The sequence below is a fragment of the Streptomyces sp. NPDC030820 genome, from assembly GCF_055572075.1.
Window position 1 is genome coordinate 262,096 of record NZ_JBVIEB010000006.1, and the last position, 26,093, is coordinate 288,188.

At 71.5% G+C, this 26,093-nt stretch carries 21 protein-coding genes and 1 pseudogene; 9 read left to right on the top strand and 13 right to left on the bottom strand.

The genetic code is table 11. The annotated features are described in order from the left end of the window. Positions 1–42: 42 nt before the first annotated feature. A complete protein-coding gene (locus ACZ418_RS18820) occupies positions 43–1,407 on the bottom strand; it encodes a rhodanese-like domain-containing protein (protein ID WP_468363812.1) in 1,365 nt (454 codons plus the stop codon). A gap of 221 nt (positions 1,408–1,628) precedes the next feature. On the opposite strand from ACZ418_RS18820, the gene ACZ418_RS18825 reads away from it, so the two are divergent. The 4 genes from ACZ418_RS18825 (at position 1,629) to ACZ418_RS18840 (ending at position 6,147) form a co-directional block, all read left to right on the top strand. Beyond that, a complete protein-coding gene (locus ACZ418_RS18825) occupies positions 1,629–1,910 on the top strand; it encodes an SHOCT domain-containing protein (protein ID WP_468363814.1) in 282 nt (93 codons plus the stop codon). Beyond that, positions 1,907–2,575 carry a hypothetical protein gene (locus ACZ418_RS18830; RefSeq protein WP_468363817.1) on the top strand — a complete coding sequence of 223 codons (669 nt, stop codon included), beginning with the start codon at positions 1,907–1,909 and terminating at the stop codon, positions 2,573–2,575. Before ACZ418_RS18825 ends, ACZ418_RS18830 begins: the two co-directional genes overlap by 4 nt. Positions 2,576–2,631: 56 nt before the next feature. Next, positions 2,632–3,579, top strand: coding sequence for a DNA-3-methyladenine glycosylase family protein (locus tag ACZ418_RS18835; RefSeq protein WP_468363819.1), 948 nt, complete (start codon positions 2,632–2,634; stop codon positions 3,577–3,579). Between the two features lie 183 nt (positions 3,580–3,762). Further along, positions 3,763–6,147: a phosphoketolase family protein gene (locus ACZ418_RS18840; RefSeq protein ID WP_468363822.1), complete on the top strand. Its 2,385-nt coding sequence runs from the start codon at positions 3,763–3,765 to the stop codon at positions 6,145–6,147. A gap of 51 nt (positions 6,148–6,198) precedes the next feature. Here the strand turns inward: ACZ418_RS18840 and ppk2 are convergent, their stop codons facing one another. The 7 genes from ppk2 to pyrF form a co-directional block, all read right to left on the bottom strand. After that, a complete protein-coding gene (ppk2, locus tag ACZ418_RS18845; RefSeq protein WP_468363825.1) occupies positions 6,199–7,002 on the bottom strand; it encodes a polyphosphate kinase 2 in 804 nt (267 codons plus the stop codon). Positions 7,003–7,054: 52 nt separating this feature from the next. After that, complete coding sequence (locus tag ACZ418_RS18850; protein WP_468363828.1) at positions 7,055–8,218, bottom strand: substrate-binding domain-containing protein; 1,164 nt, start codon at positions 8,216–8,218, stop codon at positions 7,055–7,057. A 67-nt stretch (positions 8,219–8,285) separates the two neighbouring features. Then, complete coding sequence (locus tag ACZ418_RS18855; RefSeq protein ID WP_468363831.1) at positions 8,286–9,377, bottom strand: ABC transporter permease; 1,092 nt, start codon at positions 9,375–9,377, stop codon at positions 8,286–8,288. Beyond that, complete coding sequence (locus ACZ418_RS18860; RefSeq protein ID WP_468363833.1) at positions 9,374–10,921, bottom strand: sugar ABC transporter ATP-binding protein; 1,548 nt, start codon at positions 10,919–10,921, stop codon at positions 9,374–9,376. The genes ACZ418_RS18855 and ACZ418_RS18860 overlap by 4 nt, the downstream gene beginning before the upstream one ends. A gap of 125 nt (positions 10,922–11,046) precedes the next feature. Further along, positions 11,047–13,890, bottom strand: coding sequence for an ATP-binding SpoIIE family protein phosphatase (locus ACZ418_RS18865; protein WP_468363836.1), 2,844 nt, complete (start codon positions 13,888–13,890; stop codon positions 11,047–11,049). Positions 13,891–13,971: 81 nt separating this feature from the next. After that, positions 13,972–14,940 (bottom strand): cyclase family protein, encoded by a 969-nt coding sequence (locus tag ACZ418_RS18870; RefSeq protein ID WP_468363838.1) that lies wholly within the window; start codon positions 14,938–14,940, stop codon positions 13,972–13,974. A 397-nt stretch (positions 14,941–15,337) separates the two neighbouring features. Next, positions 15,338–16,027 (bottom strand): orotidine-5'-phosphate decarboxylase, encoded by a 690-nt coding sequence (pyrF, locus tag ACZ418_RS18875; RefSeq protein ID WP_468364394.1) that lies wholly within the window; start codon positions 16,025–16,027, stop codon positions 15,338–15,340. Between the two features lie 395 nt (positions 16,028–16,422). On the opposite strand from pyrF, the gene ACZ418_RS18880 reads away from it, so the two are divergent. After that, a complete protein-coding gene (locus ACZ418_RS18880; protein ID WP_468363841.1) occupies positions 16,423–16,695 on the top strand; it encodes a hypothetical protein in 273 nt (90 codons plus the stop codon). Between the two features lie 229 nt (positions 16,696–16,924). Here the strand turns inward: ACZ418_RS18880 and ACZ418_RS18885 are convergent, their stop codons facing one another. Next, the gene (locus ACZ418_RS18885) at positions 16,925–17,515 is read right to left on the bottom strand and encodes a TetR/AcrR family transcriptional regulator (RefSeq protein WP_468363844.1); all 591 of its coding nucleotides are present in this window, start codon (positions 17,513–17,515) and stop codon (positions 16,925–16,927) included. Positions 17,516–17,588: 73 nt separating this feature from the next. Here ACZ418_RS18885 and ACZ418_RS18890 point away from each other — a divergent pair, with 73 nt between their 5' ends. The 4 genes and pseudogenes from ACZ418_RS18890 to ACZ418_RS18905 all read left to right on the top strand — a co-directional run. Then, positions 17,589–18,410: a class I SAM-dependent methyltransferase gene (locus ACZ418_RS18890; protein WP_468363846.1), complete on the top strand. Its 822-nt coding sequence runs from the start codon at positions 17,589–17,591 to the stop codon at positions 18,408–18,410. Between the two features lie 215 nt (positions 18,411–18,625). After that, complete coding sequence (gene denD, locus ACZ418_RS18895; protein ID WP_468363849.1) at positions 18,626–19,669, top strand: D-erythronate dehydrogenase; 1,044 nt, start codon at positions 18,626–18,628, stop codon at positions 19,667–19,669. A gap of 22 nt (positions 19,670–19,691) precedes the next feature. Beyond that, positions 19,692–20,744, top strand: coding sequence for an XdhC family protein (locus tag ACZ418_RS18900; RefSeq protein WP_468363851.1), 1,053 nt, complete (start codon positions 19,692–19,694; stop codon positions 20,742–20,744). A gap of 98 nt (positions 20,745–20,842) precedes the next feature. Continuing rightward, a pseudogene (locus ACZ418_RS18905) lies at positions 20,843–21,415 on the top strand (class I SAM-dependent methyltransferase); the annotation flags it as partial. 65 nt (positions 21,416–21,480) lie between these two features. Here the strand turns inward: ACZ418_RS18905 and ACZ418_RS18910 are convergent. The 4 genes from ACZ418_RS18910 to ACZ418_RS18925 all read right to left on the bottom strand — a co-directional run bounded on the left by ACZ418_RS18910 (position 21,481) and on the right by ACZ418_RS18925 (position 26,033). Next, positions 21,481–21,780: a hypothetical protein gene (locus tag ACZ418_RS18910; protein ID WP_468363854.1), complete on the bottom strand. Its 300-nt coding sequence runs from the start codon at positions 21,778–21,780 to the stop codon at positions 21,481–21,483. A 99-nt stretch (positions 21,781–21,879) separates the two neighbouring features. Beyond that, a complete protein-coding gene (locus ACZ418_RS18915; protein WP_468363856.1) occupies positions 21,880–22,227 on the bottom strand; it encodes a hypothetical protein in 348 nt (115 codons plus the stop codon). A gap of 60 nt (positions 22,228–22,287) precedes the next feature. Then, the gene (locus ACZ418_RS18920; RefSeq protein WP_468363859.1) at positions 22,288–23,508 is read right to left on the bottom strand and encodes an SGNH/GDSL hydrolase family protein; all 1,221 of its coding nucleotides are present in this window, start codon (positions 23,506–23,508) and stop codon (positions 22,288–22,290) included. Between the two features lie 98 nt (positions 23,509–23,606). Continuing rightward, positions 23,607–26,033, bottom strand: coding sequence for a glycosyl hydrolase family 95 catalytic domain-containing protein (locus tag ACZ418_RS18925; protein ID WP_468363862.1), 2,427 nt, complete (start codon positions 26,031–26,033; stop codon positions 23,607–23,609). Between the last annotated feature and the right edge of the window lie 60 nt (positions 26,034–26,093).

The following is a 26,093-nucleotide window of genomic DNA, read 5'->3' on the forward strand; positions in this document are numbered from 1 at the left end:
CCTGTTCGTCTTCTCGGTTGCGATGCGCTGCGGCGGACGTCGTCAGGGGGTGTGGACGGTGAGCCCGGCCCGCTCGGCCGACTCGAAGCGGTCGTCGACCGCGACGACGTCACGGCCCACGGCGTCCAGCAGGGAGGCGGCGATGGCGGCGCGCATGCCGCCCGCGCAGTGCACCCACACCTGCCCGCCGGGGACCTCGTCGAGGCGGCGGTGCAGGACGTGGACGGGGATGTGGACCGATCCCGCCACATGGCCCGACGCCCGCTCCGAGTCGCGGCGGACGTCCAGTACGACGATGCCGTCTTCGGAGTGCTGTGCGAGGTCGGCGAACGTGGCCCGCGGGAACGAGGCGAGAGCTTCGCCCTCCCGTGCCCAGCGCGCCGGATCTCCGGTGGCCGCGGCGGCCGGGCGGTCGATGCCGACCCGGGTCAGCTCGCGCTGGGCGGCGGCGAGTTGTCCGGCGGACTCGGCGAGCAGGGTCACCGGCTTGCCCCACGGGATCAGCCAGGCCAGGTAGGTGGCGAGCTGTCCCTCGGCCTCGAAGTTGAACGAGCCGGCGACATGCCCTTCCGCGAAGGCGACCCGGTTGCGCAGATCGACCACCCACTCCCCGGCGGCGAGCCGGCCGGCGATCTCGTCGGCGTCCGCGAGGGCGGGCGGGGTGAGGTCGAGCGCCGCGGGCCCCGCAGCGTTGGCCGGGCCCATGTGGGCGTAGTACGCGGGAATGTCGTCGAGACCGGCGAGCAGATCGGCGACGAAGCCGTCCACATCACGGGTCAGGGCCGTGTTGGACGCCTTCTCCTTGCCGATCGTGGTGGCCGCGCCCTCCGCCCGGGCGGCCGAGCAGAAGCTGCCGAAGCCGTGCGTGGGCAGCACGGCGGCGTCGTCCGGCAGCTCGGTGGCCAGACGGTGCGCGGAGGCGTGCTGGGCCCGGGCGAGGTCCGCCGTCAGCCGTGGTTCGACCAGGTCGGGCCGGCCCACGGTGCCGATCAGCAGTGAGCCGCCGGTGAACACGGCGACGGCCGTGCCGTTCTCCTCCAGCGCGTACGAGGTGTGGTGCGGGGTGTGGCCGGGCGTCGCGATCGCGCGCAGCACCAGTGCGGCGTCGGCGTCGATCTCGTGGCGGTCGCCGTCGTGCACCGGTACGCGCTCGTACGAGACCCGGGCAGCGGCGGGGACGAGGTAGGTGGCGCCCGTGATCCGGGCCAGCTCCAGCCCGCCGGTGACGTAGTCGTTGTGGAGGTGCGTCTCGACGACGTGGGATATCCGCACCCCGCGCCGTGCGGCGGCGCCGATCACCTGGTCGATGTCACGGGGTGGATCGACCACCGCGGCCGTCCGCTCGCCGCCCGCCAGATAGCTGCGGTTGCCGAGCCCGGCCACCTCGATCGTGTCGACGAAGAACACGGGGACTCCCTTCCGGTGAAATTACCCCCCGGGGTATATGTCGACGGTAGCACGAGTACCCCCGGGGGTATTTCGGGGCGCCGCGAACCGCGTCATGCCCGACCTGCACCCGGCACACAGGTGCCCAACAGGTCCTGCGATGAGGCCGAAGGGCCCCTGCCGCCGTTCGCCGCTCCTGGGAAGAGTGGGGAGCAGGACCCCTTCTGGGCAGGTGAGCTGCGATGATGTACTGGGATGGCGGCTGGGCGTGGATGGCCTTCATGCCGTTGCTGTGGATCGCGCTGATCGCTGTGGCCGTGTGGGCCGGAATCCGCTTCGCCCACCACCCCACGACGCGCGGCGACGGCACCACAACACGTGGCGAGGGCACCCACCGGACTCCGGAACCGAGAGAGACGCCGGAGGAGATCCTCGACCGGCGCTTCGCCACAGGCGAGATCGACGCGGACACATACACCGAGGCGCGCCAACGCCTCGCCGCCCACAAGCCGGGGCCCCGATGACCGGGCTGACCCGCCGAGGGCTCTTCCTGACGGTGCTGGTCGCCGCGGTGGCCGCGCTCATCGCCTCGCTCGTGTGGGTCATGGGCGTCGGTTCCGGGCCATGGCGTCCGGGCCCCGGGGTGATGACGGGCGCCGCTGCCCGCGCGGGCCCCGTCCGCAGCACGGCCGACGCGGACCGTGCCGCGGGACGCTTCGCCGACCGGTGGGGCCTGCGGGTCGGGGAGGTCATGCGGTTCAGCAACGGCTACTACGCGGAACTCGTCGACCCCGACGGCCGTCCTGCCACCGAAGTCCTCATCGACCCCAGGAGCGGCACCGTGCACCTGGAGTTCGGCCCCGCCATGATGTGGAACACGGTCTACGGAATGATGGGCGCATCCCGCAGCAGCGGCGCACCGGCAGTCGGACCCGGCCAGGCGGTACGCATCGCCGACCAGTGGCTGAGCGATCACCACACCGGACTGCACGCCGCCGAAGCCGATCGGTTCCCCGGCTACTACACCCTGCACACCCTGCGCGATCAGCACGTCGTCGGCATGCTCTCCGTCAACGCGACCACCGGCGCGGTCTGGTACCACTCATGGCACGGCCGCTTCCTCCAGATGCGGGAATCCCCCGACCGCACGGCGCCGGGCGCCCGTGCGACGACCTCCACCGCGAAGTGATCAGGCTTGGGCCCGATGGCGGCCGACCGCGGCCTCCCTCGTGAAACGATGGCTTTGTGACCGGCTCCCGCTCACGCACGCAGGCGAGACACGCACCGGCCCCCGACCGGTCCCTGCACTGGCAGCCCGGCTTCGCCGTGGACGCGCGGCTGACCCTGGAGAGTCTGCGCCGTGGACACGACGACCCCACGCACCGCGTCGAGGCTGACGGCGCCCTGTGGCGCTCGGCGCTGACGGCCTCCGGACCGGTGACGTACCGCATCCGGCAGCAGCGCCTGGACGACCTTCAGATCGATGCCTGGGGAGCCGGGGCCGCCGAGCTCGTCGACGGCATCCGCACCGAGTTGGGCGCGGGTGACCAGCCCGAACTGTTCCGGCCCGGGCATCCGCTCCTCCGGGCCGCCTGCCGGCGTATGCCCGGCCTGCGTGTGCCGTGTACCGGCCGCCTCTTCGAAGCGATCGTCCCGGCGATCATCGAGCAGCGGGTGATCGGCCTGGACGCCGCCGCGTCCTTCAGCCGTCTGGTCCGGGCCCACGGGGAGCCGGCGCCCGGTCCGGCGCCCGTGGGCATGCGGGTTCCGCCCGCGCCTGAGGTCTGGCGGACCGTCCCGAGCTGGGAATGGCGCCGGGCCGGCGTCGACCTGCAGCGCTCCCGCACCGTCATCCGGACCGCCCGCCACGCCGCACGGCTCGACCAGGCCGCGGGTGACCCGGCCCGGGCCTACGAGCTGATGGCCAAGCTGCCCGGCGTCGGCACCTGGACGGCCGCCCAGGTCGGTCACAGGGCTCTCGGCGACGCCGACGCGCTGCCGCTGGGCGACTACCGCCTCGGCCGTATGACCGGGATGGCCCTGCTCGGCCGGCCGCTGGCGGACGACGAGATCGAGGAGTTCTACGAGCCCTTCAGGCCACACCGCTACCGGGTCGTCCGGCTGATCGAACTCAACGCTTGCCCGGCTCCCCGCCGGGCACCCCGCGCACCCCTGCGCCGGCCGCTGTACTGAGAAGGACGGACGCTGTACGGGCTGGACCTCAGCCCTGGGCCGGTCCGAAGGGACCGCCTTGCCGCCGGCCGTGGACCGAACGGCCCTGTCGGGTACCCGGTGGTCCGCCGGATGGTGGGTGCTGTGTGCCCGCCCGGGCACGCGTTCACGCCCCGACCGCCGTCCGATCCGGAAGGAATCCCGATGTCCGTCGACACGCAGCAGGCGCCCGCCGGGCTCACGGACGAGGAGCTCGCCACGCTGGACGCCCACTGGCGCGCCGCGAACTACCTCTCCGTCGGCCAGATCTACCTCATGGCCAACCCCTTGCTGACCCAACCGCTGCGCCCGGAGCACGTCAAGCCGCGCCTGCTGGGGCACTGGGGCACCTCACCCGGCCTCAACCTCGTGCACACCCACCTCAACCGCCTGATCAAGGCCCGCGGCCTGAACGCCCTGTGCATCTGGGGACCGGGCCACGGGGGTCCCGCCGTCCTGGCCAACTCCTGGCTGGAGGGGTCGTACACAGACACCTATCCGGACGTCACCCGGGACGCCGCGGGCATGGCCCGGCTGTTCAAGCAGTTCTCCTTCCCGGGCGGGGTGCCCAGCCATGTCGCGCCGGAGACCCCGGGCTCGATCCACGAAGGAGGCGAGCTGGGATACTCCCTCGCACACGCCTACGGCGCCGCCCTCGACAATCCGGATCTGCTGGTCGCCTGTGTGATCGGCGACGGCGAGGCGGAGACCGGACCGCTGGCCGCCTCCTGGCACTCCAACAAGTTCCTCGACCCGGTCCACGACGGCGCCGTCCTGCCGATCCTGCACCTCAACGGCTACAAGATCGCCAACCCGACCGTGCTGGCCCGGCTCCCCGAACCGGAACTCGACGACCTGCTCAGGGGCTACGGCCACGATCCCATCCATGTCACCGGCGACGACCCGGCCGCCGTACACCGCGCGATGGCCGCGGCCATGGACACCGCCGTGGACCGCATCACCGCCCTGCAGCGGGCCGCCCGCGAGGGCGGGGCCACGGACCGGCCCCGCTGGCCGGTGATCGTGCTCCGTACGCCGAAGGGCTGGACCGGCCCCGCCGAGGTCGACGGGCTGCCGGTCGAGGGCACCTGGCGCTCCCACCAGGTGCCGCTCGCCGCCGTCCGGGAAAACCCCGAGCACCTGCGGCGGTTGGAGCAGTGGCTGCGGTCGTACCGCCCCGAAGAACTGTTCGACGAGCACGGCGCCCCACGCCCGGACGTACTCGCCTGCGTCCCCGAGGGAACCCACAGGCTCGGGTCCACCCCGCACGCCAACGGTGGGCTCCTGGTGCGCGAGCTGCCCCTGCCGCCGCTGGAGCGGTACGCCGTGGCGGTCGACAAGCCCGGCGCCACCCTGCACGAACCGACCCGTGTCCTCGGCGACCTGCTCCAGGACGTCATGGCGGCCACCGCCGACCGCCGTGACTTCCGCCTGGTCGGCCCCGACGAGACGGCCTCCAACCGGCTGCAGGCCGTCTACGGCGCCAGCGGCAAGGCCTGGCAGGCCGCGACCCTGCCCGTCGACGAACACCTCGACCGGCACGGACGGGTCATGGAGATCCTCTCCGAACACACCTGCCAGGGCTGGCTGGAGGGCTACCTCCTCACCGGGCGGCACGGGCTGTTCTCCTGCTACGAGGCGTTCGTGCACATCGTCGACTCGATGGTCAACCAGCACATCAAATGGCTGCGCACCACGCGCCGCCTGTCCTGGCGTGCCCCCATCGCCTCCCTCAACTACCTGCTCACCTCCCATGTGTGGCGACAGGACCACAACGGCTTCTCCCACCAGGATCCCGGGTTCGTCGACCACATCCTGAACAAGAGCCCGGAGGCGGTACGGGTCTATCTGCCGCCGGACACCAACACCCTGCTGTCGGTGGCCGACCATGTGCTGCGCAGCCGCGACTACGTCAACGTCGTCGTGGCCGGCAAGCAGCCCTGCTTCGACTGGCTGTCGATGGAAGAGGCGAAGACCCACTGCGCGCGCGGCGCCGGCATCTGGGAGTGGGCCGGCACCGAGGACGGCACCCGCGAACCCGATGTGGTGCTGGCCTGCGCGGGCGACGTGCCCACACTGGAGGTGCTGGCGGCGGCCCGGTTGCTGCGCCGCGAGCTGCCCGAGCTGACGGTGCGCGTGGTGAACGTCGTGGACATCGCCCGGCTGCTGCCGAGCGAGGAACACCCGCACGGAATGAGCGACTTCGAGTACGACGGCCTCTTCACCGCAGACAAGCCGGTCCTCTTCGCCTACCACGGCTATCCGTGGCTGATCCACCGCCTCGCCTACCGGCGCACCGGGCACCACAACCTGCACGTGCGCGGCTACAAGGAGATCGGCACCACCACGACGCCGTTCGACATGGTGGTCCGCAACGACCTGGACCGCTACCGCCTCGTGATGGACGTCATCGACCGCGTCCCCGGTCTGGCGGTGCGTGGGGCCGCCGTACGCCAGCGGATGGAGGACACCCGGCAGCGGCACCACCTCTGGATCCGGGAACACGGCACGGACCTGCCGGAGGTGGCCGACTGGTCGTGGGACGGCTGAACGGGCCCGGGACTGCGGCGTTCCCCCGCCCGGACCGTGGCGGGGGCGGGTTCACAGGTGTGCCGCGTGGTCCGGGACATAGGTCTGCAGGTCACGCGGCGGTCGTTCGTAGCCGGTGGCCGGAGGGCGCTGCGGCAGCTCCAGCACGGGTGGCGGCACCTCGTGGTACGGGACGGACGACAGCAGGTGGGCCATCATGTTCAGCCGGGCGCGCCGCTTGTCGTCGCTCTCGACGATGTACCAGGGCGCCTCGGCGATGTCGGTGTGCACCATCATCTCGTCCTTCGCCCGGGAGTACTCCTCCCAACGGGTGATCGACTCCAGGTCCATCGGCGACAGCTTCCAGCGTCGCAGCGGATCCTGCAGGCGGCGTTGGAAGCGCTCCTGCTGTACGGCGTCGCTCACCGAGAACCAGTACTTGCGCAGCAGGATCCCGTCCTCGACCAGCATCCGCTCGAAGATCGGGCACTGGCGCAGGAACAGCTGGTGCTCTTCCCGGGTGCAGAAGCCCATGACGCGCTCGACGCCGGCCCGGTTGTACCAGGACCGGTCGAAGAGCACGAGCTCCCCGGCGGCCGGGAGGTGCTCGACGTACCGCTGGAAGTACCACTGGGTGCGCTCGCGCTCCGTCGGCTTGGGCAGCGCCACGATCCGGGCGACACGGGGGTTGAGGTACTGGGTGACGCGCTGGATGGCGCCCCCCTTTCCGGCCGCGTCCCGCCCCTCGAAGACGACGACCAGCCGGGCACCCTCGGCGCGCACCCACTCCTGCATCTTGACCAACTCGGTCTGCAGCCGCAGCAGTTCGGCCTCGTAGGTCTTGCGTGACAGCGTCGCCGCCTTCTTGTCCGTCATGGGGCCATTCTCTCCCGGCCACCCGGCCTCCACGGCACCACACAACTGAGGTTCATCTGCCCCAGATCCTGCGGTACGCCTCCCGGTAGCCAGGTGGGTCCCAGGTCGTGGCACCGGCGCTGTTGGCGGCGGTCGAGACGTGGACGGGGGCGACGTAGCCGCTGGCGGGACGAGCGGAGAAGGCGCGGTTGAACTCGTCGACGATCTGCCAGCCCTGCTGCGACAGCGGCTCGGGAACGGTGGCGGCCTGGTACTGCCTGTCGTTGATGCGCTGGAAGGCGGACGGGTCACCGTCGCCGGCGCCGATGTTGAAAGGCGGGCCCGCCGACGGCCTGCCGGCGGCCCGGAAGGCGGGGGCGGCGTCGGCGAAGTACAGGTCGTTGATGGCGACGGAGTACGTCCACCTGCTCTGGAAGCGGGAGAGGAGGGTGGAGATCTCACGCGGGGTGCGGCTGCTCGCGTCCGGGATCGGGATGTTCTCGTACGCGAGCAGCCGCACGCCGGAACAGGTGGCGAGTTCCTTTCTGATCAGATCGGACTTCTTCCTCGCGAAGGGGATCGAGGCGTCGCTGATGAGCACGACCCCGGCCCGGCCGTTGGAGAGCGAAATGATCCACTGCGCGCTGATGCGGGCCACGTCCTCGACCCGGGTGGTGACGTTGGTGAACAGCTCTGGCCGCCTGCTGGGGCCGGGGGAAGCGACCGCGTGCCAGCCGATGAGAGGGATGCCGGCCGCGTTGGCCTGAGCGACCTGCTGCGAGGTCGAACCAGGATCGAAGCCGCCGATGACGATGCCCGAGGGTCTGAGAGCCACGGCCTCGCTCATGGCGGCCTGGATGCCGGCGGGGCTGCCGCCACCGTCGATCACCCGGACGTTCCAGCCGATGACTCTCGCGGCGTCCCGCACGCCGTTTACGACGCCTGCGACTCCGGGGTTGGTCATGGTCTGGGCGACGTAGACGATCGTCTTGCCGGACACCGCCGCTGGGCCGCTGGTCGGCCCGTTCCAGGCGGTGTCGGTCTGCTCCGCTCGTGCGACGGCGGCCTGGGACCCGGTCTGGACCGCGGGGCAGCCGCCCGGGCCGTTGGTGGACGGCGTGGGGCCGTTCGACGAGCCGCGCCCGCAGCCGGTGAAGGCGGTTGCCGCGACCAGCAGCGCGATCGCGACGGACCGGGCAGTGACGGCGCGGGGGGTGGCCTTGCGGATTGGGTGCACGGGTGCTCCTCGCGGAGGGGCGAGCGTCAGGGCGCGGCCGGTGTCCGGGGTCCGGCCCTGGTGCAGGTCATGGAGGAATGTCGGCGGTTCCGCCTCCGGGCGCCGACGGCGGCTGCTGCGCTGCGGCCGGCGCATCGCGGGCCGCGTCGGCCCCGGTGCGCAGCCGGCGGGCGGAGTAGCCGGCCAGCCCGACGGCGAGCAGCAGGGTGCCGCCGTAGAACAGGGGGATCGTCCAGAAGTCGGCACCCAGCTGTCCGATGCCGGTGAGGCCGACGGCGAGCACGGCGACGGCGACGACCGTGCCCAGGGCGTTGGGACGGCCGGGTCTGATCGCCGTCGAGCCGAGGAGGGCGCCCACGAAGGCCGGCAGGAGATAGTCGAGGCCGACGCTGGGATTGCCGATCTCCTGCTGAGCTGCCAGCAGCACCCCCGCGCAGCCGACGATCAGCCCCGACGCGGCGAACGCGTAGACGGTGTACCTGCGCGTCGGGATGCCGGCCAGATCGGCGGCGCGTGGATTGGAACCGATGACGTACAGGTACCGGCCGAGCGGCAGCCGCTCCAGCACCACCCAGAGGGCGACGGCGAGGGCGAGCACGTACAGGGCGGGCAGCGGGAGGCCGAGGACCCTGGAGTCGTAGATGCCGGTGAAGGCGGCCGGCAGACCGTGCGGGCCCGGGACGATCCGGCCGCCGCCCGTGACCCACCCGGTCACGGCGTACAGCATGCTGCCGGTTCCGAGGGTGGCGATGAAGGAGTCGATCCGGCCGAACTCGACGACGACACCGTTGAGGACGCCCACGACCGCCCCTCCGGCGAGCACCACGAGGCAGGCCCAGGGCCACGGCCATCCGTCGTTGACGATGAGTTGCAGCACCATGACGTGCGCCAGGCCGAGGCCGTAGCCGAGGGAGAGGTCGAACGAGCCGGTCACGATGGGGACCATGGCGGCGAGCGCGAGGACGGCCGGGATCGACTGGTTGGACAGGATCGAGTCGACGGTGTCCCGGGTGGGAAAGGTATGCGGCAGCGTGAGGGAGAAGACCAGGAAGAGCAGGGCGGTGAGGACCAGAAGGCCGTAGGCGCTCACGAGGTGCCAGGCCGTGCTCCGTCGGCGCGGCCGGGAGCGGCGTGGGAAGAGCGAGGGCGGGGAGGTCATGAGTTCGGGGCGGTGCCGGAGGCCGGCAGGGCCGAGGCCGCCCGGGTCAGCCCCGCGACCGTGAGGCCCGCACCGCTCAGCTCGGCCGTCACGGATCCGCGGACGAACACCAGGGCGCGGCGGCACACGTCCGCAACCTCCTCGAAGTCGGTCGAGACGAGCAGGACCGCGAGGCCGGCGGCCAGCGCCTCGTCGAGCAGGCGGTAGACCGCGGCCTTGGCTCCGACGTCCACGCTCGCGGTCGGCTCCTCCAGGATCAGCAGACGCAGGTCGACCCGCAGCCACCGGCCGATCAGGACCTTCTGCTGGTTTCCGCCGGACAGAGTGGCGAGGGGGGCCTCGCTGTCGCGGGGCTGCACCGCGAACCGTCCGATCAGCTGCGCGGCCAGGGCGCGTTCACGGCGGGGACCGATCCAGCGCGGTGGGGGCAGACCTCCCGCACGGGGATTGGCCATGAGGTTCTCACGTACGGTCAGCCCCGCGGCGCAGCCCTCCCGCTGTCTGTCACCGGGCACGAAGCCGACGCCGCGAGCGACGGCGTCGGCGACCGTGCGAGGGCTGTAGGGCCTGCCGCCGAGGAGTACCCGCCCGCCGAGGAGAGGCCGCGCGCCCGCGAGAGCGCGGCCCAGGTCCATGTGCCCGGCGCCCGAGAGGCCGACCAGGCCCAGGACCTCCCCGGCCCTCAGTTCGAGGGTGACCGCTCCGGTGCCGGCGGTCCGTGCGCCGTCGAGGACGAGGACGGCGGGGCCGCCCGCGGGGCCGGCAACGGGGCGATGGCGGGTCGGTTCCTCGCCGACGATGTCGTGCATCAGCCGGGCGGGGCTGTGGCCCGCAAGCGGGCCGTGGCTGACGAGCCGGCCGTCGCGCAGGACGGCGAAGGCGTCCGCGACCTTGTACACCTCGTCCAGGCGATGAGTGACGTAGAGGATGCCGTGCCCCCGGTCGCGCAGGGCGTGCAGGACGCGGAAGAGCCGGGCACAGTCCGCGGCGGGAAGACGGGCGGTCGGCTCGTCGAGGACGACGAGCTTCGCGCGGGCCGCCAGGGCGCGGGCGATGGCGACCAGCGAGCGTTCTGCGGGGCCGAGCCGGGCGATCGGCGTGTCGGGATCGAGGTGTCCGGCGACGGTTCCCAGAGCGTCGGCGCACTGCTCCCGGGTCCGCTGCCAGGAGATCAGTCCGGCGCGCCGCGCATATCCGATGGTCAGGGCGAAGTTCTCGGCGATCGTCATCCACTCCACGAGCCCGAGGTCCTGGTGGATGAAGGACATGCTGCGGGAGGCGCTGTGACTGCCGAGCGGATGCCCGTCCACCGTGATCCGGCCCGCATCGGCGTGGTGGACGCCCGCCAGCACCCTGATGAGCGTGGACTTCCCGGCACCGTTGGGGCCGAGCAGGGCGAGAACGCTGCCGGCCCGGACGTCGAGGTCCACCCCGTCCAGTGCGAGGGTCCCGCCGAACCGCTTGACCAGCCCGCGGATGCGGACCAGGGGGTCGGCCTCGAAGGCCCTGACCGCGTTCGCAGAGGTGTCGGGAGGGTCGTGCACGGACATCTCCGGGGGTCGGCATGGCGATTGCTTCCCGACTTTCGCAGTGATGCTAGTCGAGCACATCGCGGTATTCCGGATTTGCCGCCTGCTGTGACACCAACGGGTCAGCCGCGCCGGTGGCCTCAGGCGCCGTCGAGTTCCCATTCGGCCCAGATGACCTTGCCCTGCCGGATGTAGCGCGTACCCCAGCTCTGTGCCAGCTGGGCCACGAGGAACAGTCCCCGGCCGCCCTCGTCGGTGGTGGCTGCCCGGCGCAGGTGCGGAGCGGTGTTGCTGGTGTCGGAGATCTCGCAGATCAGGGTACGGTCGCGCAGCAGACGTACGCGGATGGGCCCGGAGCCATGGCGGATGGCGTTGGTGACCAGTTCGCTCAGCACCAGTTCCGCGGCGAAGGAGGTCTCCTCGAGCCCCCAGTCGGCCAGCTGCCGCAGGGCCCAGGCGCGGACCTCGCTGACGAGGGAAGGGTCGGCGGGCAGGTCCCGGGTGGCGATCCGATGAGGGTCCAGAGCGCGGGTACGGGCGACGAGCAGGGCGATGTCGTCATGGGGGTGGGCCGGCGCCACCGTGTCCAGGACCGCCTTGCAGATCTCCTCGGGTGTGCGTTCCGGATGGGCCAGGGTGCCGCGCAGCCGGTCGAGGACCACGTCGACGTCGCGGTTCCGGTCCTCGATGAGCCCGTCGGTGTAGAGCACCAGCCCGCTGCCCTCGGGGAGGTCGACCTCGGCGGCTTCGAACGGCAGGCCTCCCAGGCCCAGCGGGGGCCCGGCGGGCAGATCGGGGAAGGACACCGTGCCGTCGGGGCGGACCAGGGCCGGGGGAGGATGACCGGCGCGGGCCATGGCGCACTGCTGTGTGGTCGGGTCGTACACGGCGTACAGGCAGGTCGCGCCGATGATGCCCGATTCCCCTGCGTCGGGGTCCTCCCGGTCGAGGCGTCCCACCAGGTTGTCGAGGTGGGTGAGGACTTCGTCCGGGGGGAAGTCGAGTTCGGCGAAGCTGCGTGCGGCGGTGCGCAGCCGGCCCATCGTGGCGGCGGAGAGCATGCCGTGGCCGACGACGTCGCCGACCAGGAGGCCGACTCGGGTGCCGGAGAGGGGTATGACGTCGTACCAGTCCCCGCCCACGTCGGACTCCGCGGGCAGGTAGCGGTGCGCCACCTCGACGGCGTCCTGGTCGGGCTGACCCTGCGGGAGCAGGCTGCGCTGCAGGGCCAGCACCATGGTGCGCTCGCGCGTGTAACGCCGGGCGTTGTCGATGGACAGGGCGGCGCGGGTGGCGAGGTCATGGGCGAGGGAACGGTCGTCGTCACCGAAGGGCGCGGGATCCTGCCCGCGGTAGAAGGCGGCCACGCCCAGGACGACGCCGCGGGCGACCAGGGGGACCGCGATGAGCGAGTGGACGTGGGCCAGCAGCTCCTCGGTGCGCTCGGGGTCGTGGGCGAGCCAGCCCGCGGCGGTCTTCAGGTCCGGTTCCAGCACGGCCTGGCCGCTGGTCAGACAGCGCAGTTGCGGAGTCGTCGGGCCGTAGTCGACGCTTTTGCCGACCGGGTGGAACGGACAGTCGTCGCGGATGCCGTGGACCACCGTTCGGCACAGGTCGGTGAGGGGGTCGGCGGCCTCTTCACCGCGCAGTACGGCCTCGGGCAGGTCGATCGTGACGTAGTCGGCCAGTCGCGGTACCGCTGTGTCGGCGAGCTCCTGGGCGGTACGGCGCACGTCCAGGGTGGTGCCTATGCGCGTGCTCGCGTCGGTCAGCAACTCCAGGCGGCGGCGCGCGGCGAGGGCGTACCGCCCCACGTGCGGCTCACCCACCAGCACGAGCCCCCTCGCCGGGGGCGTGGAGCCGGGGTGACCGCCCGCCGTGTCGCCGGGCCCGCCCCCCGTTCCGCCTCTGCCGGGCGTGTCGGCCCGGCCCGGCACGAGGCCGGGCGCCGTGACGCGGGGAACGGCCCCGGACGGCGGGACGGCGGTGGCGGCGGCTTCGGCGGGGTGGCGCTGTGGCTTCTCGGCCGACCGCGGGACGGTGAGGGGCTCGTGCGGTGAGGGGCCGGGCAGGATGGCCTCGATGGCGAAGCCCTCCACCCCGGTGGCACTCTGCATCGGACGGCTCACCAGTGCGACGCACCGGCCGTCGGACAGGGGAACGCGGACAGCGGCCAGCTGCGCGCAGGAGATCAGCTCGACGGCCTTTTCCATGAGGATCGCTCGGTCATGGGGGTGCAGCCCGAGGGCCAGATCGCCGACCCGGACGCTGTGATGAGGGCCGGCGGCGGTTTCGGCCGTGGTGCCCAGGTACGCCCGCAGCAGGGCGCGCTCACGTTCGGAACTCTGTGCCAGCAGCCGCCTCTCGATGGCGCGGGCCGCCCTGCGTAGCACGGTGGCCAGCGCCGGGTCCTCGGCGCTGCGTGGATAGCCGAGGCACAGCACGCCCTCGATGCGGCCGCTGACCGGGTCGCGGACGGGAAGCGCGCGGCAGGCGTTTCCCTGGGAGCGCTCCGCGAAGTGCTCCGCGCCGTAGACCTGGATGAGCTGTCGCTCCGCCAGGGCGAGACCGATGCCGTTGGTGCCGGCGTACTGCTCGGCGAACACGAATCCGGGCTCGCGCTGGAACTCCGGGAGGCTTCTGGCCAGGGACGCCTCTCCGAAGCGGCGCAGAAGGACCGTCCCGCTCGCGTCGGCGACGGAGATGTTCATCTTGCTGCCGGCGAACCAGGACTGCAGCCGGTCGAGCACCGGCACGGCCGCTCGGACGATACGGGGATCACGCTCGAAGTCGGCCCGGAAGGGAGGGCTGGACTGGTCGGGCGAGAGCCCGAGCGCCCGGCAGCGCTGCCACGAGTTCGAGATGGCGGCGCGCACGCAGGCCTCGACCGGCTCACCCGCCAGGAAATGCTCACGGGAACGGGCGGGCCCCGTGCCGTCTGTCGCACGCGCTGCCGGTATCGCTCTTCCGCTGGGCCGAACCATGCTTCGCCTCACTCGCGCCCGCAGAGTCCGTCTTCCAAACAATATGACATCGATGAGAATACGGACATCAGGTGCGTATGGTCACAGGACGGCGACCGGAGTGACGGGCGAGCCCGTCCCGCCCGGGACGTTCAGCGGCGCCACGACGAGCAGGAACTCATGCCGCCCTGCCTCCGCCGTCGCGGCCGACAGGGCCTCCAGATCCAGGTTGTCCAGCAGCGGCACGCCCATCGCGGCGACGACCAGGGCATGGACGGGCGAGTGCACGCCCTCGACGGGTGAGGGGCGTACGTCACTGTCGCCGTCGCCGCCGAGCAGCGCGATGCCGCGCTCGGCCAGCAGCGGTACGGCGTCCACGTGGAGGCCCGCGCTTGCCGAGTCGGAGTCCCAGGCACCGAGCTCCCTGCGGCGGCGGACGTGCCCGGAGCGCAACAGCACCGCGTCGCCCTCGCCGATCCTCACACCGAGTGCCTTCTCCGCGGTGATGACGTCCTTCGCGTGCGCCGCCTGCCCAGGCTCCAGCCAGCGGACCCCCAGGACGGCGGGGAGGTCGAGGAGAACTCCCCTCGTGACGAGGGGACCGAGCGCCGACACCGCTCCGAACCGGGCACCTCCCGCGCCGACGAAGTCCTTTGCCGTCCGCCCGTCGTAGAGCTGCCCCCGATAGGCCACGTGGCACAGGGCGTCGAGATGGGAGACGGCCTTGCCGTGGTAGTCGGCGGCGATGAAGTCCTTGTGGGTGGAGGGTTCCGGGCTCTGGACGTCACCGAGATCGGTCATGTGGTGCAGAGCGGGCCTGGGGTTGTCGGGGCCGGGCAGAGTGTTCCAGGGCAGCGCCAGCGGGACGACCTGCCCGGACCGCACCGCGGCCGTGGCCCGCCGCACATGCTCCGCGGTCACCCGGTTCCAGGCACCGCGGTCGGCCGGGGTCCAGCGGCCCCATGTGCGGACCGCCTCGAAGAGCGCGTCGAACTCCCGACGGGAGACGGCAGGCCCGTTGCCGGCACCGGTCGGCCCGGGATCCGGGCCGTTCGCGGAACTCGGGCTCATTCGTACTCACCGCTCCCAGCGTCGACGCGGCCCCGGCAACGGGGCACCGCTCCGACGGCCGGGATACTGCCGCGCGTGCCCGTCGACCGGATTCCCAGCTTGGCACGACCCGCACCGAATCGCTGGCTCACAAGTCCGTCGGCCTGTCCTCGAAGGCCTGTGTCTGGGGCTCGTCCGGACGTGGTCGTGTTGAATGCGCCGGGCAGGTGGGCCGCACGCCAGCCGCGTGCGCGTGCCTCGGCGGCCAGGCCGTCGTACGGAGGGCCGAACAGCAGGTAGGAGCAGGGCTGGTCGTCCCAGCCGTCGGGGACCGGACCGGGAACACGGGTGCGACGTCCGCCTCGTCCCACCAGTCGGTTCAGCGTGGCAGCCTGCCGTCAAATGCTCTGCCCAGGGGTTACGGGATGACGCTGGTGCGGACGAGACGGAACGCGGCTGCCGGATCGGGGGCGCGTGTGACCGTGCGCCCCACGATGACGTGCGAGGCGCCGGCGGCGATGGCGGCGCGTGGGGTTCCGGGGCGGGCGTGCTCGGCCGGGGAGTCGCCGGGCAGAGTGACTCCCGGAGTGATGATCAGGAGATCGGACCCCAGTGTGCTGCGCAGGGCCGTGACGTCCTGAGGCGAGGCGATCAGCCCGTGACAGCCGGCCTTGCCCGCGAGCCGGGCCAGTCTGAGCACCTGCTGCTCGGTCGAGCCTTCGATCCCGATGTCGGTGAGGTCCTCGTCGGTCATGCTGGTGACCACGGTCAGCGCGAGAATCCGCAGTCCGGGGAAGGCACGGGCGGCGTCGACAGCGGCGGTCATGACGCCCAGGCCACCCATGGCGTGCACCGTCACCACGGAGACGCCCAGAGCCCCCGCGGCGCGGACCGCACCGGCGACCGAGTTGGGGATCTCGAACAACTTGAGGTCCAGGAAGACCTCCTTGCCCTGCGCGACAAGGCGCTTGACGAAGTCGGGACCGGCCGCGGTGAGCAACTCCAGGCCGACCTTGTAGAAGCGGCACTCGTCGCCGAGCTGATCGACGATGCGCTCGGCGGCGGCACGGTTGTCGCAGTCCAGGGCGACGATGATCCGGTTGCGCATGTCCACGCCGCCATTGTGCCTGCCACCGGTGGCCCCCTCCTCCACTCTGCACGGCTTTCAGCGGTCGGTACCAGGGCTCCAGGGAGCGGTTCCCGATCGCCGCTCCCAGCGGAACCCTGTCCGGCCGGCACAGGGTCTCCCTCGCCGAGACCAGGGACATGAGGCCGGTGTCGGGGTCAGCGTGGTGACGGATCTGACGCTCCGGCTGCGCCCGTCCTGCCTCGATGCCGGTCGGCTGCAGGAGACGATGGAGCGTCACATCATGGTGCTCTGCGGTCCGGCGCCCAGCCCAAGCGTGAGCCGCTCGGCGCGCGGGGCGGGGGAGGTGCGTCGGCGTCCGTCCCCCATCGAGTCCGGCGCATGGCGATGTCAGTGGTGGCTGCAAGGCTGGCCATATGGACAGGAACGATGAACAACTGCTGCGCGGCCGGGTCTACGGTCAGGATCACGACCAAGCGGGCCCGCGGCCGGGACGCCGGTACGCCGAACTGGTCGGCGGGCCGTTGGACGGGCTCCTGCTCGACATAACCGGCTGGACACAGGCCGAGCTCGGCACCGGCGCGGCCCTCCGCACCGAGCTGGGGCAGTTCGGTGCCGGCGGCCGGGCGACGTACGCCCCACGCCCCGGCGACCCCCGCCACTTCGACTGGGACGGAGACGCACCGTGACGGCTGACGGCCGCCTCGGGACGTGGCCCGTGCCGGCGCTGTCAGGGTTTCGAAGTCCCAGGTGAGCGCGCCGGAGCGGAGATCGGAGGTGACCGCGTCGAGCCATGCGAGCTCCGCGGTCAGTACGGCGCGGCGGTACTCCTCCGCCGGCATGGTGACGCGTGGCAGTGCCAGTTGCCGTGCTCCCGCGACAGCGGCCTCCAACCCGTGGCCGCTCGAGCGACCGGATTCAGCACGTCATGGTGTCCGCGATGACCGTGGTGACGACCTTCTCGACATCTGCGGGCGCCGGCGATGTGCCTTCCCGGTCGGCGAACAGCAGGTGGGCGGCCCCGATCAGGGTGGGGGCGAGCGTGTCGATGTCGGCGTCGGCCGCGATCCGGCCCAGTTCGCGCTCGGCGTCGAGGTAGGAGGAGATCATGAGAGTGGCCTCCCTCAGTACCGGCACGCCACCTCCGGTGAGTTCGCGCAGTCGTGTACGTACGGCGTCGCGGGAGATGACCAGGCCGACGATTCTCAGGGCGATCGACCCGAACAGGTCGGTCAATGCGTGGGTCAGATGGAAGACGACGCTGCCGGTGCCGGCGGAGTCCCGCAGCGCGGCGGCCTGGATCTCGATCCGGCCGATGCGGTCGAGCACGAACTGGGTCAGAAAGTCGTCGAAGTCCGCGAAGTGCCGGTGCAGCAGACCTTTGGCGACTCCCGCCTCGGTGGTGACCGCGCGGCTGGTCAGCGCGTTCGCCCCGTCCCGGAGCAGTACGCGCTCCGCGGCGGCGAACAGTTGCTCACGCGCGTCACGCAGAGCGATACCAGTCGGCACGGCACACCTCGATCCTTCGTCGATTCAAGTTCACCCCGTTGCGAGTGGGCATGCGCCCACTTAGGGTGGGCGCATGCCCACTCTACCTCCCGAGCGCCAAGGGCGTCTCGCCGAGAACCACGCACACGCACAGCGCAAAGTAGCCGAGTCGTACGGCGAGGACGCCGAACGCTACGACCGGACCCGGCCCCGCTACCCGGACGCCCTGGTGGAGCGCATCATCGCCACCAGCCCCGGCCGCGACGTCCTCGACGTGGGCGCGGGCACCGGCATCGCCGGGCTGGCGTTCCAGACCGCGGGCTGCACCGTCCTCGGGGTCGAACCCGACCCACGCATGGCCGAGTTCGCCCGCCGCAAGGGCCTTGAGGTCGAGGTCGCCAGGTTCGAGGACTGGGACCCGGCCGATCGGAGCTTCGACACCCTGATCGCCGGGACGGCCTGGCACTGGATCGACCCGGTGGCCGGCGCCGTCAAGGCGGCCCGCACACTGCGGCCCGGTGGCCGGCTCGCGCTCTTCTGGAACGCATTCCAGCCCGCCCCCGACGTGGCCGAGGCGTTCGGCGCGGTCTACGCCCGGGTGTTGCCCGACTCACCCGTCTACCGGCTGGCGATGGCCGGTCCGGAGAGCTACGCCGGTGTGGTCGCCAGGGCGTCCGACGGGCTCGCGCAGTCGGGCGCGTTCGACGAGCCCGCGCAGTGGCACTTCGGCTGGGACCGCGACTACACCCGCGACGACTGGCTGGACCAGGTGCCGACCTTCGGCGGCCACGGTCAACTCCCGCCGGACCGGCTGGACGCGCTCCTCACCGGCATCGGCGACGCCGTCGACTCGATGGGCGGCGCCTTCACCATGCACTACACCGCACTGGTGCTCACCAGCGTCCGCTCCGGCTGAAGGCCGCTCGGGCCCGCCGCAGGGCGGAAGCCGCCCGTACGGTCGACCGGACGCCCTTGCGGCTGGGCGTGGACGGGCAGACAGTACAGAGGCGCCGTGCCGAGCGGGTTTCCCGACCCCGGCACGCACCGCGCGGATGGCCGGCCGGCGATGGTCGGCGCGGCAGATCACCATGAGGGGCTCGGCCGGCCGGGCCACTACCGAGGAGTCGTCACGTGAGGGTCGTCATCACCGGTGGATTCGGCTTCCTGGGGCACAGGCTGGCCACCGCGCTGCTGCGGACGCGGACGTTCGGCGGCGCACCGATCGAACGACTGGTGCTCGCCGACCGCACCGTACAGCCCGGCTCACCACCGGCGACCGACCCCCTCGTGGACGTTGTGCACGGCGACCTCATGGGCCGGCTGGACGACGTGTTCGCTGAGCCGGTCGATGTGCTCTTCCATCTCGCCGCCGCGGTGTCGGCCGAGTGCGAGGCCGACGTCGACCTCGGCATGCGCGCCAACGTGGACACGACCCGCGCCCTGCTCGACGCGGCCCGGGCACAGACGGCCACCGGCGGCCCGTTGCCGAGGGTGGTGTTCTCCAGCAGCCTCGCCGTCTACGGCGGCGGGCCCGAGCTGCCCCTGCCCCCGGTGGTCGATGAATCGACCCTGCCGCTGCCGCAGTCGAGTTACGGAACCCAGAAGCTCATCTGCGAGCACCTGATCGCCGACTACACCCGCCACGGCTTCCTCGACGGACGCATCGCCCGCCTGATGACCGTCTCGGTACGGCCCGGGAAACCGAACGCCGCCGCATCCGGCTTCCTGTCCGGCATCATCCGCGAACCGCTGGCGGGACTCCCGGCGACCTGCCCGGTGCGCCCCGGCCTACGGGTGGCCCTGTCCTCACCAGGCCGCACGGTCCACGGACTGCTCCGTATCGCCGAGGCCGAGCGTGGCACCGGGCCCGGTCGGCTCGACGGCACGGCGCCGGTCAACCTTCCCGCGCTCACGGTCTCGGTCGCCGACATGCTCGCCACCCTGCGGCAGATGGCCGGCGATGCCGTCGCCGACCTCGTGACCATCACGCCCGACCCGGCCGTCGAAGCCATCGTCGCCTCATGGCCCGCCGTCTTCGACAACAGACGCGCCGCCGCACTCGGTCTTGAGCCCGACCCGGGCTTCCGGTCGGTCGTACAGGACTACATCGCCGAGCACGCCGACGCCGTCCGCGTCGGCCTTCCCTCCTGGCAGGTACCGCGCCGAGATTGGTGATCATGCAAGAATTCCGGTCACGGTGCCGACGCTGAACCAGACGGTCCCCGGTGCCGACCCCACCACGAGGAGGGTCGCGATCATGCGTGAACTGGCCGAGACAGCAGGGCAGTGGGCGGCTCAGGGACGTGCCGGCGTCCTCGCCCGCCCCCTCACCGAACGGGGCTTCGGTCCCCGGCGCCCCGCTGACGCCCTCCTGATCGACCAGGACGGGCACTGCCACGGCACGCTCTACCGCGGTGCGTTCGACGCGTACCTGGCGGCGGAGGCCGCTGCCCTGCCCGCGGACCACACCGCGGGCGTACGCGAGGTGTCCGTCCACGACGACGAGGTGGAGCGGGCGGGCCTGACCTGCGGTGGCCGGGCCGAAGTGCTGCTGCAGTCCCTGCACACGGTCCCCGCCCGCTGGTGGGACCTGCTGGCTGAGGGAGCCGACGCCGCGCTGATCACCCGGCTGGACGAGGCGCGGACGCGGGTGACCAGCACCGTGGCGACACCCGCGCCGGAAGGTGGTGACGGGCCCGCCGAGGCCGTCGAACGTGCTCGGGAACTGCTCAGCCGCCGCCGCGCCGGCCGGGACATCCGCTCGATGGACGACGGACTCGTCCTCATCGAGACGTTCCCGGCCGTACCCCACCTGGTCATCGTGGGAGGCGGCGAACTCGCCGAGCTGCTCGCCGCGCAGGCCCGCCTGCTGGACTGGCACGCCACGGTGGAGTCCGCCGCCGAGAACTCCGTACGGCTGCTCGGGCGGCGTCCGGCCGCCGCCTGCTTGGTCGTCCTCAGCCATGAACCGGACGTCGACGTCCCCGTGCTGTCCGCCGCGCTGACCACCGGCATCCCGTACGTCGGTGCGCTGGGCTCGCGCCATACCCAGGCCCGCCGTGCCGCGGATCTCGCCAAGGCCGGACTGGACGAGGAACTCCTCGGGCGCATCCACGGCCCCATCGGCCTCGACCTGGGCGCGCGCACCCCGGCCGAGACGGCACTGGCCATCTGCGCCGAGGTACTCGCCACCCTCGACGGCAGCGAGGTCCGCGTGGTGCGCGAGGGCGCCGGTCCGATCAACCCCTGACCAGGGTTCGGGAGACGGTGGACGACATGGTGACCCTGGTCGTCACGGGCGGACCGACGACCGCACGCGGGGAAGTCCTCGGGCACCGCGCCGAACCGGCCCTGCGGGCCGCGCTCGCCCGCCGCAACCTGGCCGGGGCCGGGGCGGTGGAGGTGGTGACGGCCGAGTTCGAGAAGTGGCCGCTGCCTGACGAGCCGTTCGACGCGGTCGTCTCGGCGACGGCGTTCCACTGGATCGACCCGGCGGTCCGGATGGCCAAGGCCGCCGACGCGCTGCGTCCCGGTGGCGCGCTCGCCGTGGTGCGCACCCAGCATGTGCGGGGCGGAACCTAGGAGTTCTTCGTGGAGGTCCAGCGCTGCTACGAGCGTTTCGACCCCGGGACGCCGCCCGGGCTGCGGCCTCCCGCGGCCGCCGACATCGACGGCTCGGACCATGCGGTGGTGCGCAGCGGCCGGTTCGGCCCCACCGTGTTCCGCCGCTACGAGCGGGAGCTCACCTACACCACGGGGGACTATCTCGAGCTCCTGCGCACCTACTCCGGCCACCGTGCTCTTCCGGATGCCGCCAGAACCGGACTGTTGGACTGCATCGCGGCGCTGATCGACCGGCGGTACGGCGGCCGGGTGACCAAGCGCTACCTCATCGATCTGGGCGTGTCGCGGCGTCGGTGACCGTCGGGCACGACTGCGGTCACGAGGGTCCGTTGCTCCCGGACGAGGTCCAGTTCCAGGTAACCTCAGGTTCTCCCGTCGCTCTTCGACGATGTGGTGCGGACCTCGGCGTCCGGCGCCAGCCGCAGGCCGGCCATGGCGAGGAAGCCGTCGAGTTCGATCGAGCCGCCATCGGTTCCGTCGTCCCAGCTGGTCCAGAGCCTCGACTTCTCACCGTCCCAGGTGTCCGTGTCTTCGCTCGGGTGCTGCTCGACGGTCCCTTCGCCGTGCCGGTACCGCAGGTACAGGTACTGACCCCTCGTCGTCCAGGCATCCCACTGCGACGGGTTGCCCGAGCAGGTCTGTACCACCCGCGCGAGAGTCACGTCCTCGTGCAGGTGGGCCTCGACAGCACCCAGGTGCTGATCGTGGGCGATGAGGAGGTCGTCGTCGAGACCGAGCAGACGGATGCTCCCGCCGGGGAACTAGAGCGTGAGGCCGGCCGTGAAGTCGACCCGGTCGTCGCCGTAGCCGATCTCCCGAACCGAGCGGATCGACTGTCCTACGAACCGGGTCACCGGAACATCCGGCGAATCGTCGACCACTGAGACGCTGCCGTGCTCCTCCAGCGAGTACGGTCCGTGCGGCTCGTGGATGAACAGCGACAAGCCGGTCGACGGCGTGTGGAACAGAACCGGGCCCAGCTCCTCCAGATGAAGCCACAGATGCACCAGCGACGACGCCCCGTCGGAGTGGTGATGCCAAGCCGTGGTCACCTTCAGCAGTCGCTTCCCGATCAGGTCGGCTCCGGACAGCTCCGCATTGTCGATCATCCGCCGATGCTCGCACGGCCTCACCGCCAAGACACCCGAATTCTCAACCGCTGACAGGTGTCAGGCGCGCAGCAGACGCAGGTCTATCGCGTCGGCCATGGCCTTCATGCCCTCGTCGTCGGGGTGGATGTGGTCGCCCGAGTCGTACGCCGGGTTGAGGGCGGCCGGGTTCGCGGGGTCACGCATGGTCCGGTCGAAGTCGATGACGCCGTCGAAGGCGCCGCCGGTGCGGATCCACTGGTTGACGCTCTGGCGGATCGCCTCGGCGGCAGGTGTGTAGTACCCGTTGCCCTCGTCCGGCATGAGGGTCGCGCCGATGACGCCGACGTGGGCGGCATGGGCCTCGTCGATCAGGGTGCGATAGCCGTTGACGAGGTCCTGGGCGGTCAGCGGCCGGCCGTCGGGGCCTGCGTTGTTGCCGATGTCGTTGATGCCCTCGAAGAGGATCACGTCCTTGACGCCCGGCCGGCCCAGGGCGTCGTGCCCGAACCGCTTGAGAGCGCTGACGCCCTGCCACAGGTTCGGGACGTCCGTGAGGACCCGGTTGCCGCCTATGCCGGCGTTGACGACGCTCAGCCTCTGCGGACCCGGGCCGGCGCCCAACCGGCGTCCGAGGAAGTCGGGCCATCGGCTGTAGGTGCCGGTCGAGGAGTGGTAGCCGTCCGTGATGGAGTCACCGAAGGCGACGACGGTGCCCCGCGCGGTCGATGCCACGACGTCCAGCCCTGCGAGGTAGTACCAGGAGGTCGTGGTGGTGCCGAACGCGGCGGCGCTGTCGTCACCGGTGTGGTTTCCGGAGGCGAGGTAGGTGGTGTCGAACGCGTCGGAGTGCCAGGTCGACATCCCCGTCGTACCGGGCAGGTAGAGGCTGACGAGCAGGTTCTCCCCGGCGCCGACCGAGATGGGGACGATGTCGCTGACCGCCTCTTCGCCGGCGGGGATCGTGAGGTGGCGGGATCCGCCGAAGGTGATGTTCCGCGTGGTGCCGCGCGTCGCCTCGCCACCGCTCGCCTGGACGGCCAGGTCGACAGTGCTGACGTCGAGCGGGGTGGTGCTGTACCGGTTGGACAGGGTGATGCGGGCGCCCGAGCCCGAGACGCTGCTGTGCACCACCATTCGGATGGTCTGGTCGGTGAAGGACGGGCCGCCGGTCGTCATGCTGGGCGACCAGGCGCTGACCCGTGTGCCCTTGGCCGGGGACGCGGACGTGGCGGCGCTTGCCACATGAGCGGTGCTCAGCGGAACTGCCGTCAGGGCCAAGCCGGTTATCGCTGCGAACACGGACAGCAGGGTTCTACGATGCGGTCGGCGACCCGCCGCCGTGCTTCCGTTCTCCGGGGTCATCGTCGTTCTCTCCACTCTTCTCGTGGTCCGCACCGTCAGCCGAAGGTGCCCAGCGTGACGGACTCACCGGGCTTGAGGCTGATCCTTCGCGAGGCGCCGCCCGCGAACACGGTCGTGTCCCGGCCGCCGACGCTCCTGAGCGTCACCTGTGTGACCTTGCCGTTCTTCCATCCGAGGTCGGCCACGAAGCCGCCGCGGACTCCGACGCCGGACACCGAGCCCGATGCCGCCCATGCGGCCGGCAGCGCGGGCAGCAACTCGACGTGACCCGGCCGCGAGTAGAGCAGCATCTCGATGATCGCGGAGGGCGTGCCGAAGTTCGCGTCTATCTGGAAGATGCCACGGCCTTGTCCCATGTCCATGATGTCGAAGAGGTTCGGCGCGGTGCCGTTGCTGCCGTTCACCGACGGCTTGAGGTTGTTGACGACGAGCCGGTAGGCGTTCTCCGCGTTCTTCAGCCGCGACCAGCACAGGCTGCGCCAGGCGTTGGACCAGCCGTAGCTGTTCATGCCACGCGCGGTCAGGAGGGCCGTCGCGCCGGCGAGGATGTCCTTCGGGGTGGAGTCGTCCGGGCGGATCCGGTCGCCGGGGAAGAGGCCGATGAGCGGAGACAGGTGCCGGTGTGTGGTCTCGCCGAGGTTGTCCGGCGACATCCACTCCTCCAGCCAGCCGGTCTCGGGGCTGACCACGGGCAGGTACAGGCGCCCGCGCAAGCCGTCGATGGTCGCGCTGTAGGAGATGTCCCTGCCGAGCACCTGGGTCGCGGTGTGGTAGTTGCCGAAGAGGTTCCACACCAGTTCCTGGGCGTAGGTGATGCCCTTGGCGTCCAGCGGCCCCTGTTCGGGCGACCAGTCGCTGTCGGCGACCAGGACCTCCCGCGAGGCTCCGGAGGCGTCGGTGACGGTCGTGGTGATGAGACGGGCCTCCCAGAACTCCACGGCACCCTTGATGAGGGGGTAGATCTTCTGGAGGTAGGCCCGGTCCTGGGTGTACTCGTAGTGCTCGAACAGGCTTTGGCACAGCCAGGCGTTGCCGGCCGGATGCCACCACCAGCCGCCACCGCCGTAGGGGTTGGTGGAGATGGCCACGGTCCAGCCGGCGAGCTTCCCGCTGGAGTTGCGGTATCTGTTGGCCGGGCTGTTGAACAGCCGCTGTGTGACGTCCGTCCAGGAGGGCAGCTGCGCCAGGCAGTAGTCCGCGAAGGCGTCGAAGCAGTCGGACAGGCCGGCGCGGTCGGCCATCCAGTAGTTCATCTGGAGGTTGATGTCGGTGTGGTAGTCGCCCATCCAGTCCGGGTCGTTGCCGTCCAGCCATGGGCCCTGCAGGCCCATCGGCAGCGTGCCCCGCGACCCGGATATCATCAGGTAGCGGCCGAACTGCAGGTAGGCGGCCTCGAGTTCGGGGTCGGGGACGTCGTCCCGGTAGCGGGCCTGCACCCGTTGCCAGGTGTCCAGCCTGCGCTGTGCGGCGGACGACGTGCCGAGGTCGATGTCCAACTGCTCGAACACCGGGCGGAAGTCGGCGACATGGGTGTGCAGCAGTGTGCCGGCGGAGTGACCGGCCGCGTTCATGACCTTGGTCCGGGCCAGGCGCTCCGGATCGAGGGCAGGGTCACGGAACTCGGCGGCCGCGTCCGGCGCGTAGTTGGTGCCGCCGCTGACCACGACGGTGAGGTCCTTGCAGCCGCTGAAGGAGATCGACGTACCGTCGACGGTGACCGTGCCGCTGCTGCTGCGAGCCGTGACGGCGGCGCCGTACTTGAGCCCGTTGGTGAAGGAGGCACCGAACGAGGCGCAGCGTCCGGCGCTGTGGGCGGTGGTCGTCTCGCCGTGGGTGCCGGCGAGGGTCACGGCGCCGGTGTAGGTGCCGCCGCCCTGCTGGGAGAAGTAGAGGACGATCACGTCGTCGGGGCGGCTGGCGAAGATCTGCCGCTGGTAGGTGACGCCGGCCAGGTCGTAGGAGGAGCTGACGAGTCCCTGGGCCAAGTCTAGGGAGCGGCGGTAGTTGTCCACGGCGCCCGGGTCGTGCCCGGGGATGTCGACGGTGAGCTCGGCCAGCAGGGTCAGGGAGCCGAAGTCGTCCCGGCCGTAGGGGAACTGGCCGTCGCTCTGCAGGGTGTCGTTGAGGCCGCCGGTCCACAGGGTGGCGTCGCTGATCGTCAGCAGTTCGGCGGCAGGGTCGTTGCTGACGAGCGCTCCGAGGCGCCCGTTTCCCACCGGCAGGCCCTGCTGGATCATCGAGTTGGCGGATCCGGGAGCCTGCCACCACAGCTGGTTCCGCGCGGCGGCGGCCGTGGACAGCAGGGGCGAGGAGGTGGGTCGGGCGGGGGCCGCCGAGGCGGTGAAGGCGGGCAGACCGCCGAGGGCGGCGGCCGCGCCGGCGGTGGCGGCGAGAGCGAGAAGGCCTCTGCGGCTCGGGTGGTTGTCGCGCGATTCGGTGTGCTCGGTGTGTTCGGTGTCCACGTGGTGCACTCCATGTCGGGGGAATGGCGCAGGCGGGGGACGGCTACGGGCGGTCGGGCG

What these genes read in the sequence shown, in the direction of transcription:
- ACZ418_RS18825 (WP_468363814.1), top strand. Translation starts at nt 1,629, where the DNA reads ATGATGTACTGGGATGGCGGCTGGGCGTGGATGGCCTTCATGCCGTTG.
- ACZ418_RS18830 (WP_468363817.1), top strand. Translation starts at nt 1,907, where the DNA reads ATGACCGGGCTGACCCGCCGAGGGCTCTTCCTGACGGTGCTGGTCGCC.
- ACZ418_RS18840 (WP_468363822.1), top strand. Translation starts at nt 3,763, where the DNA reads ATGTCCGTCGACACGCAGCAGGCGCCCGCCGGGCTCACGGACGAGGAG.
- ppk2 (WP_468363825.1), bottom strand. Translation starts at nt 7,002, where the DNA reads ATGACGGACAAGAAGGCGGCGACGCTGTCACGCAAGACCTACGAGGCC.
- ACZ418_RS18855 (WP_468363831.1), bottom strand. Translation starts at nt 9,377, where the DNA reads ATGACCTCCCCGCCCTCGCTCTTCCCACGCCGCTCCCGGCCGCGCCGA.
- ACZ418_RS18865 (WP_468363836.1), bottom strand. Translation starts at nt 13,890, where the DNA reads ATGGTTCGGCCCAGCGGAAGAGCGATACCGGCAGCGCGTGCGACAGAC.
- ACZ418_RS18870 (WP_468363838.1), bottom strand. Translation starts at nt 14,940, where the DNA reads ATGAGCCCGAGTTCCGCGAACGGCCCGGATCCCGGGCCGACCGGTGCC.
- pyrF (WP_468364394.1), bottom strand. Translation starts at nt 16,027, where the DNA reads ATGCGCAACCGGATCATCGTCGCCCTGGACTGCGACAACCGTGCCGCC.
- ACZ418_RS18880 (WP_468363841.1), top strand. Translation starts at nt 16,423, where the DNA reads ATGGACAGGAACGATGAACAACTGCTGCGCGGCCGGGTCTACGGTCAG.
- ACZ418_RS18890 (WP_468363846.1), top strand. Translation starts at nt 17,589, where the DNA reads ATGCCCACTCTACCTCCCGAGCGCCAAGGGCGTCTCGCCGAGAACCAC.
- ACZ418_RS18915 (WP_468363856.1), bottom strand. Translation starts at nt 22,227, where the DNA reads ATGATCGACAATGCGGAGCTGTCCGGAGCCGACCTGATCGGGAAGCGA.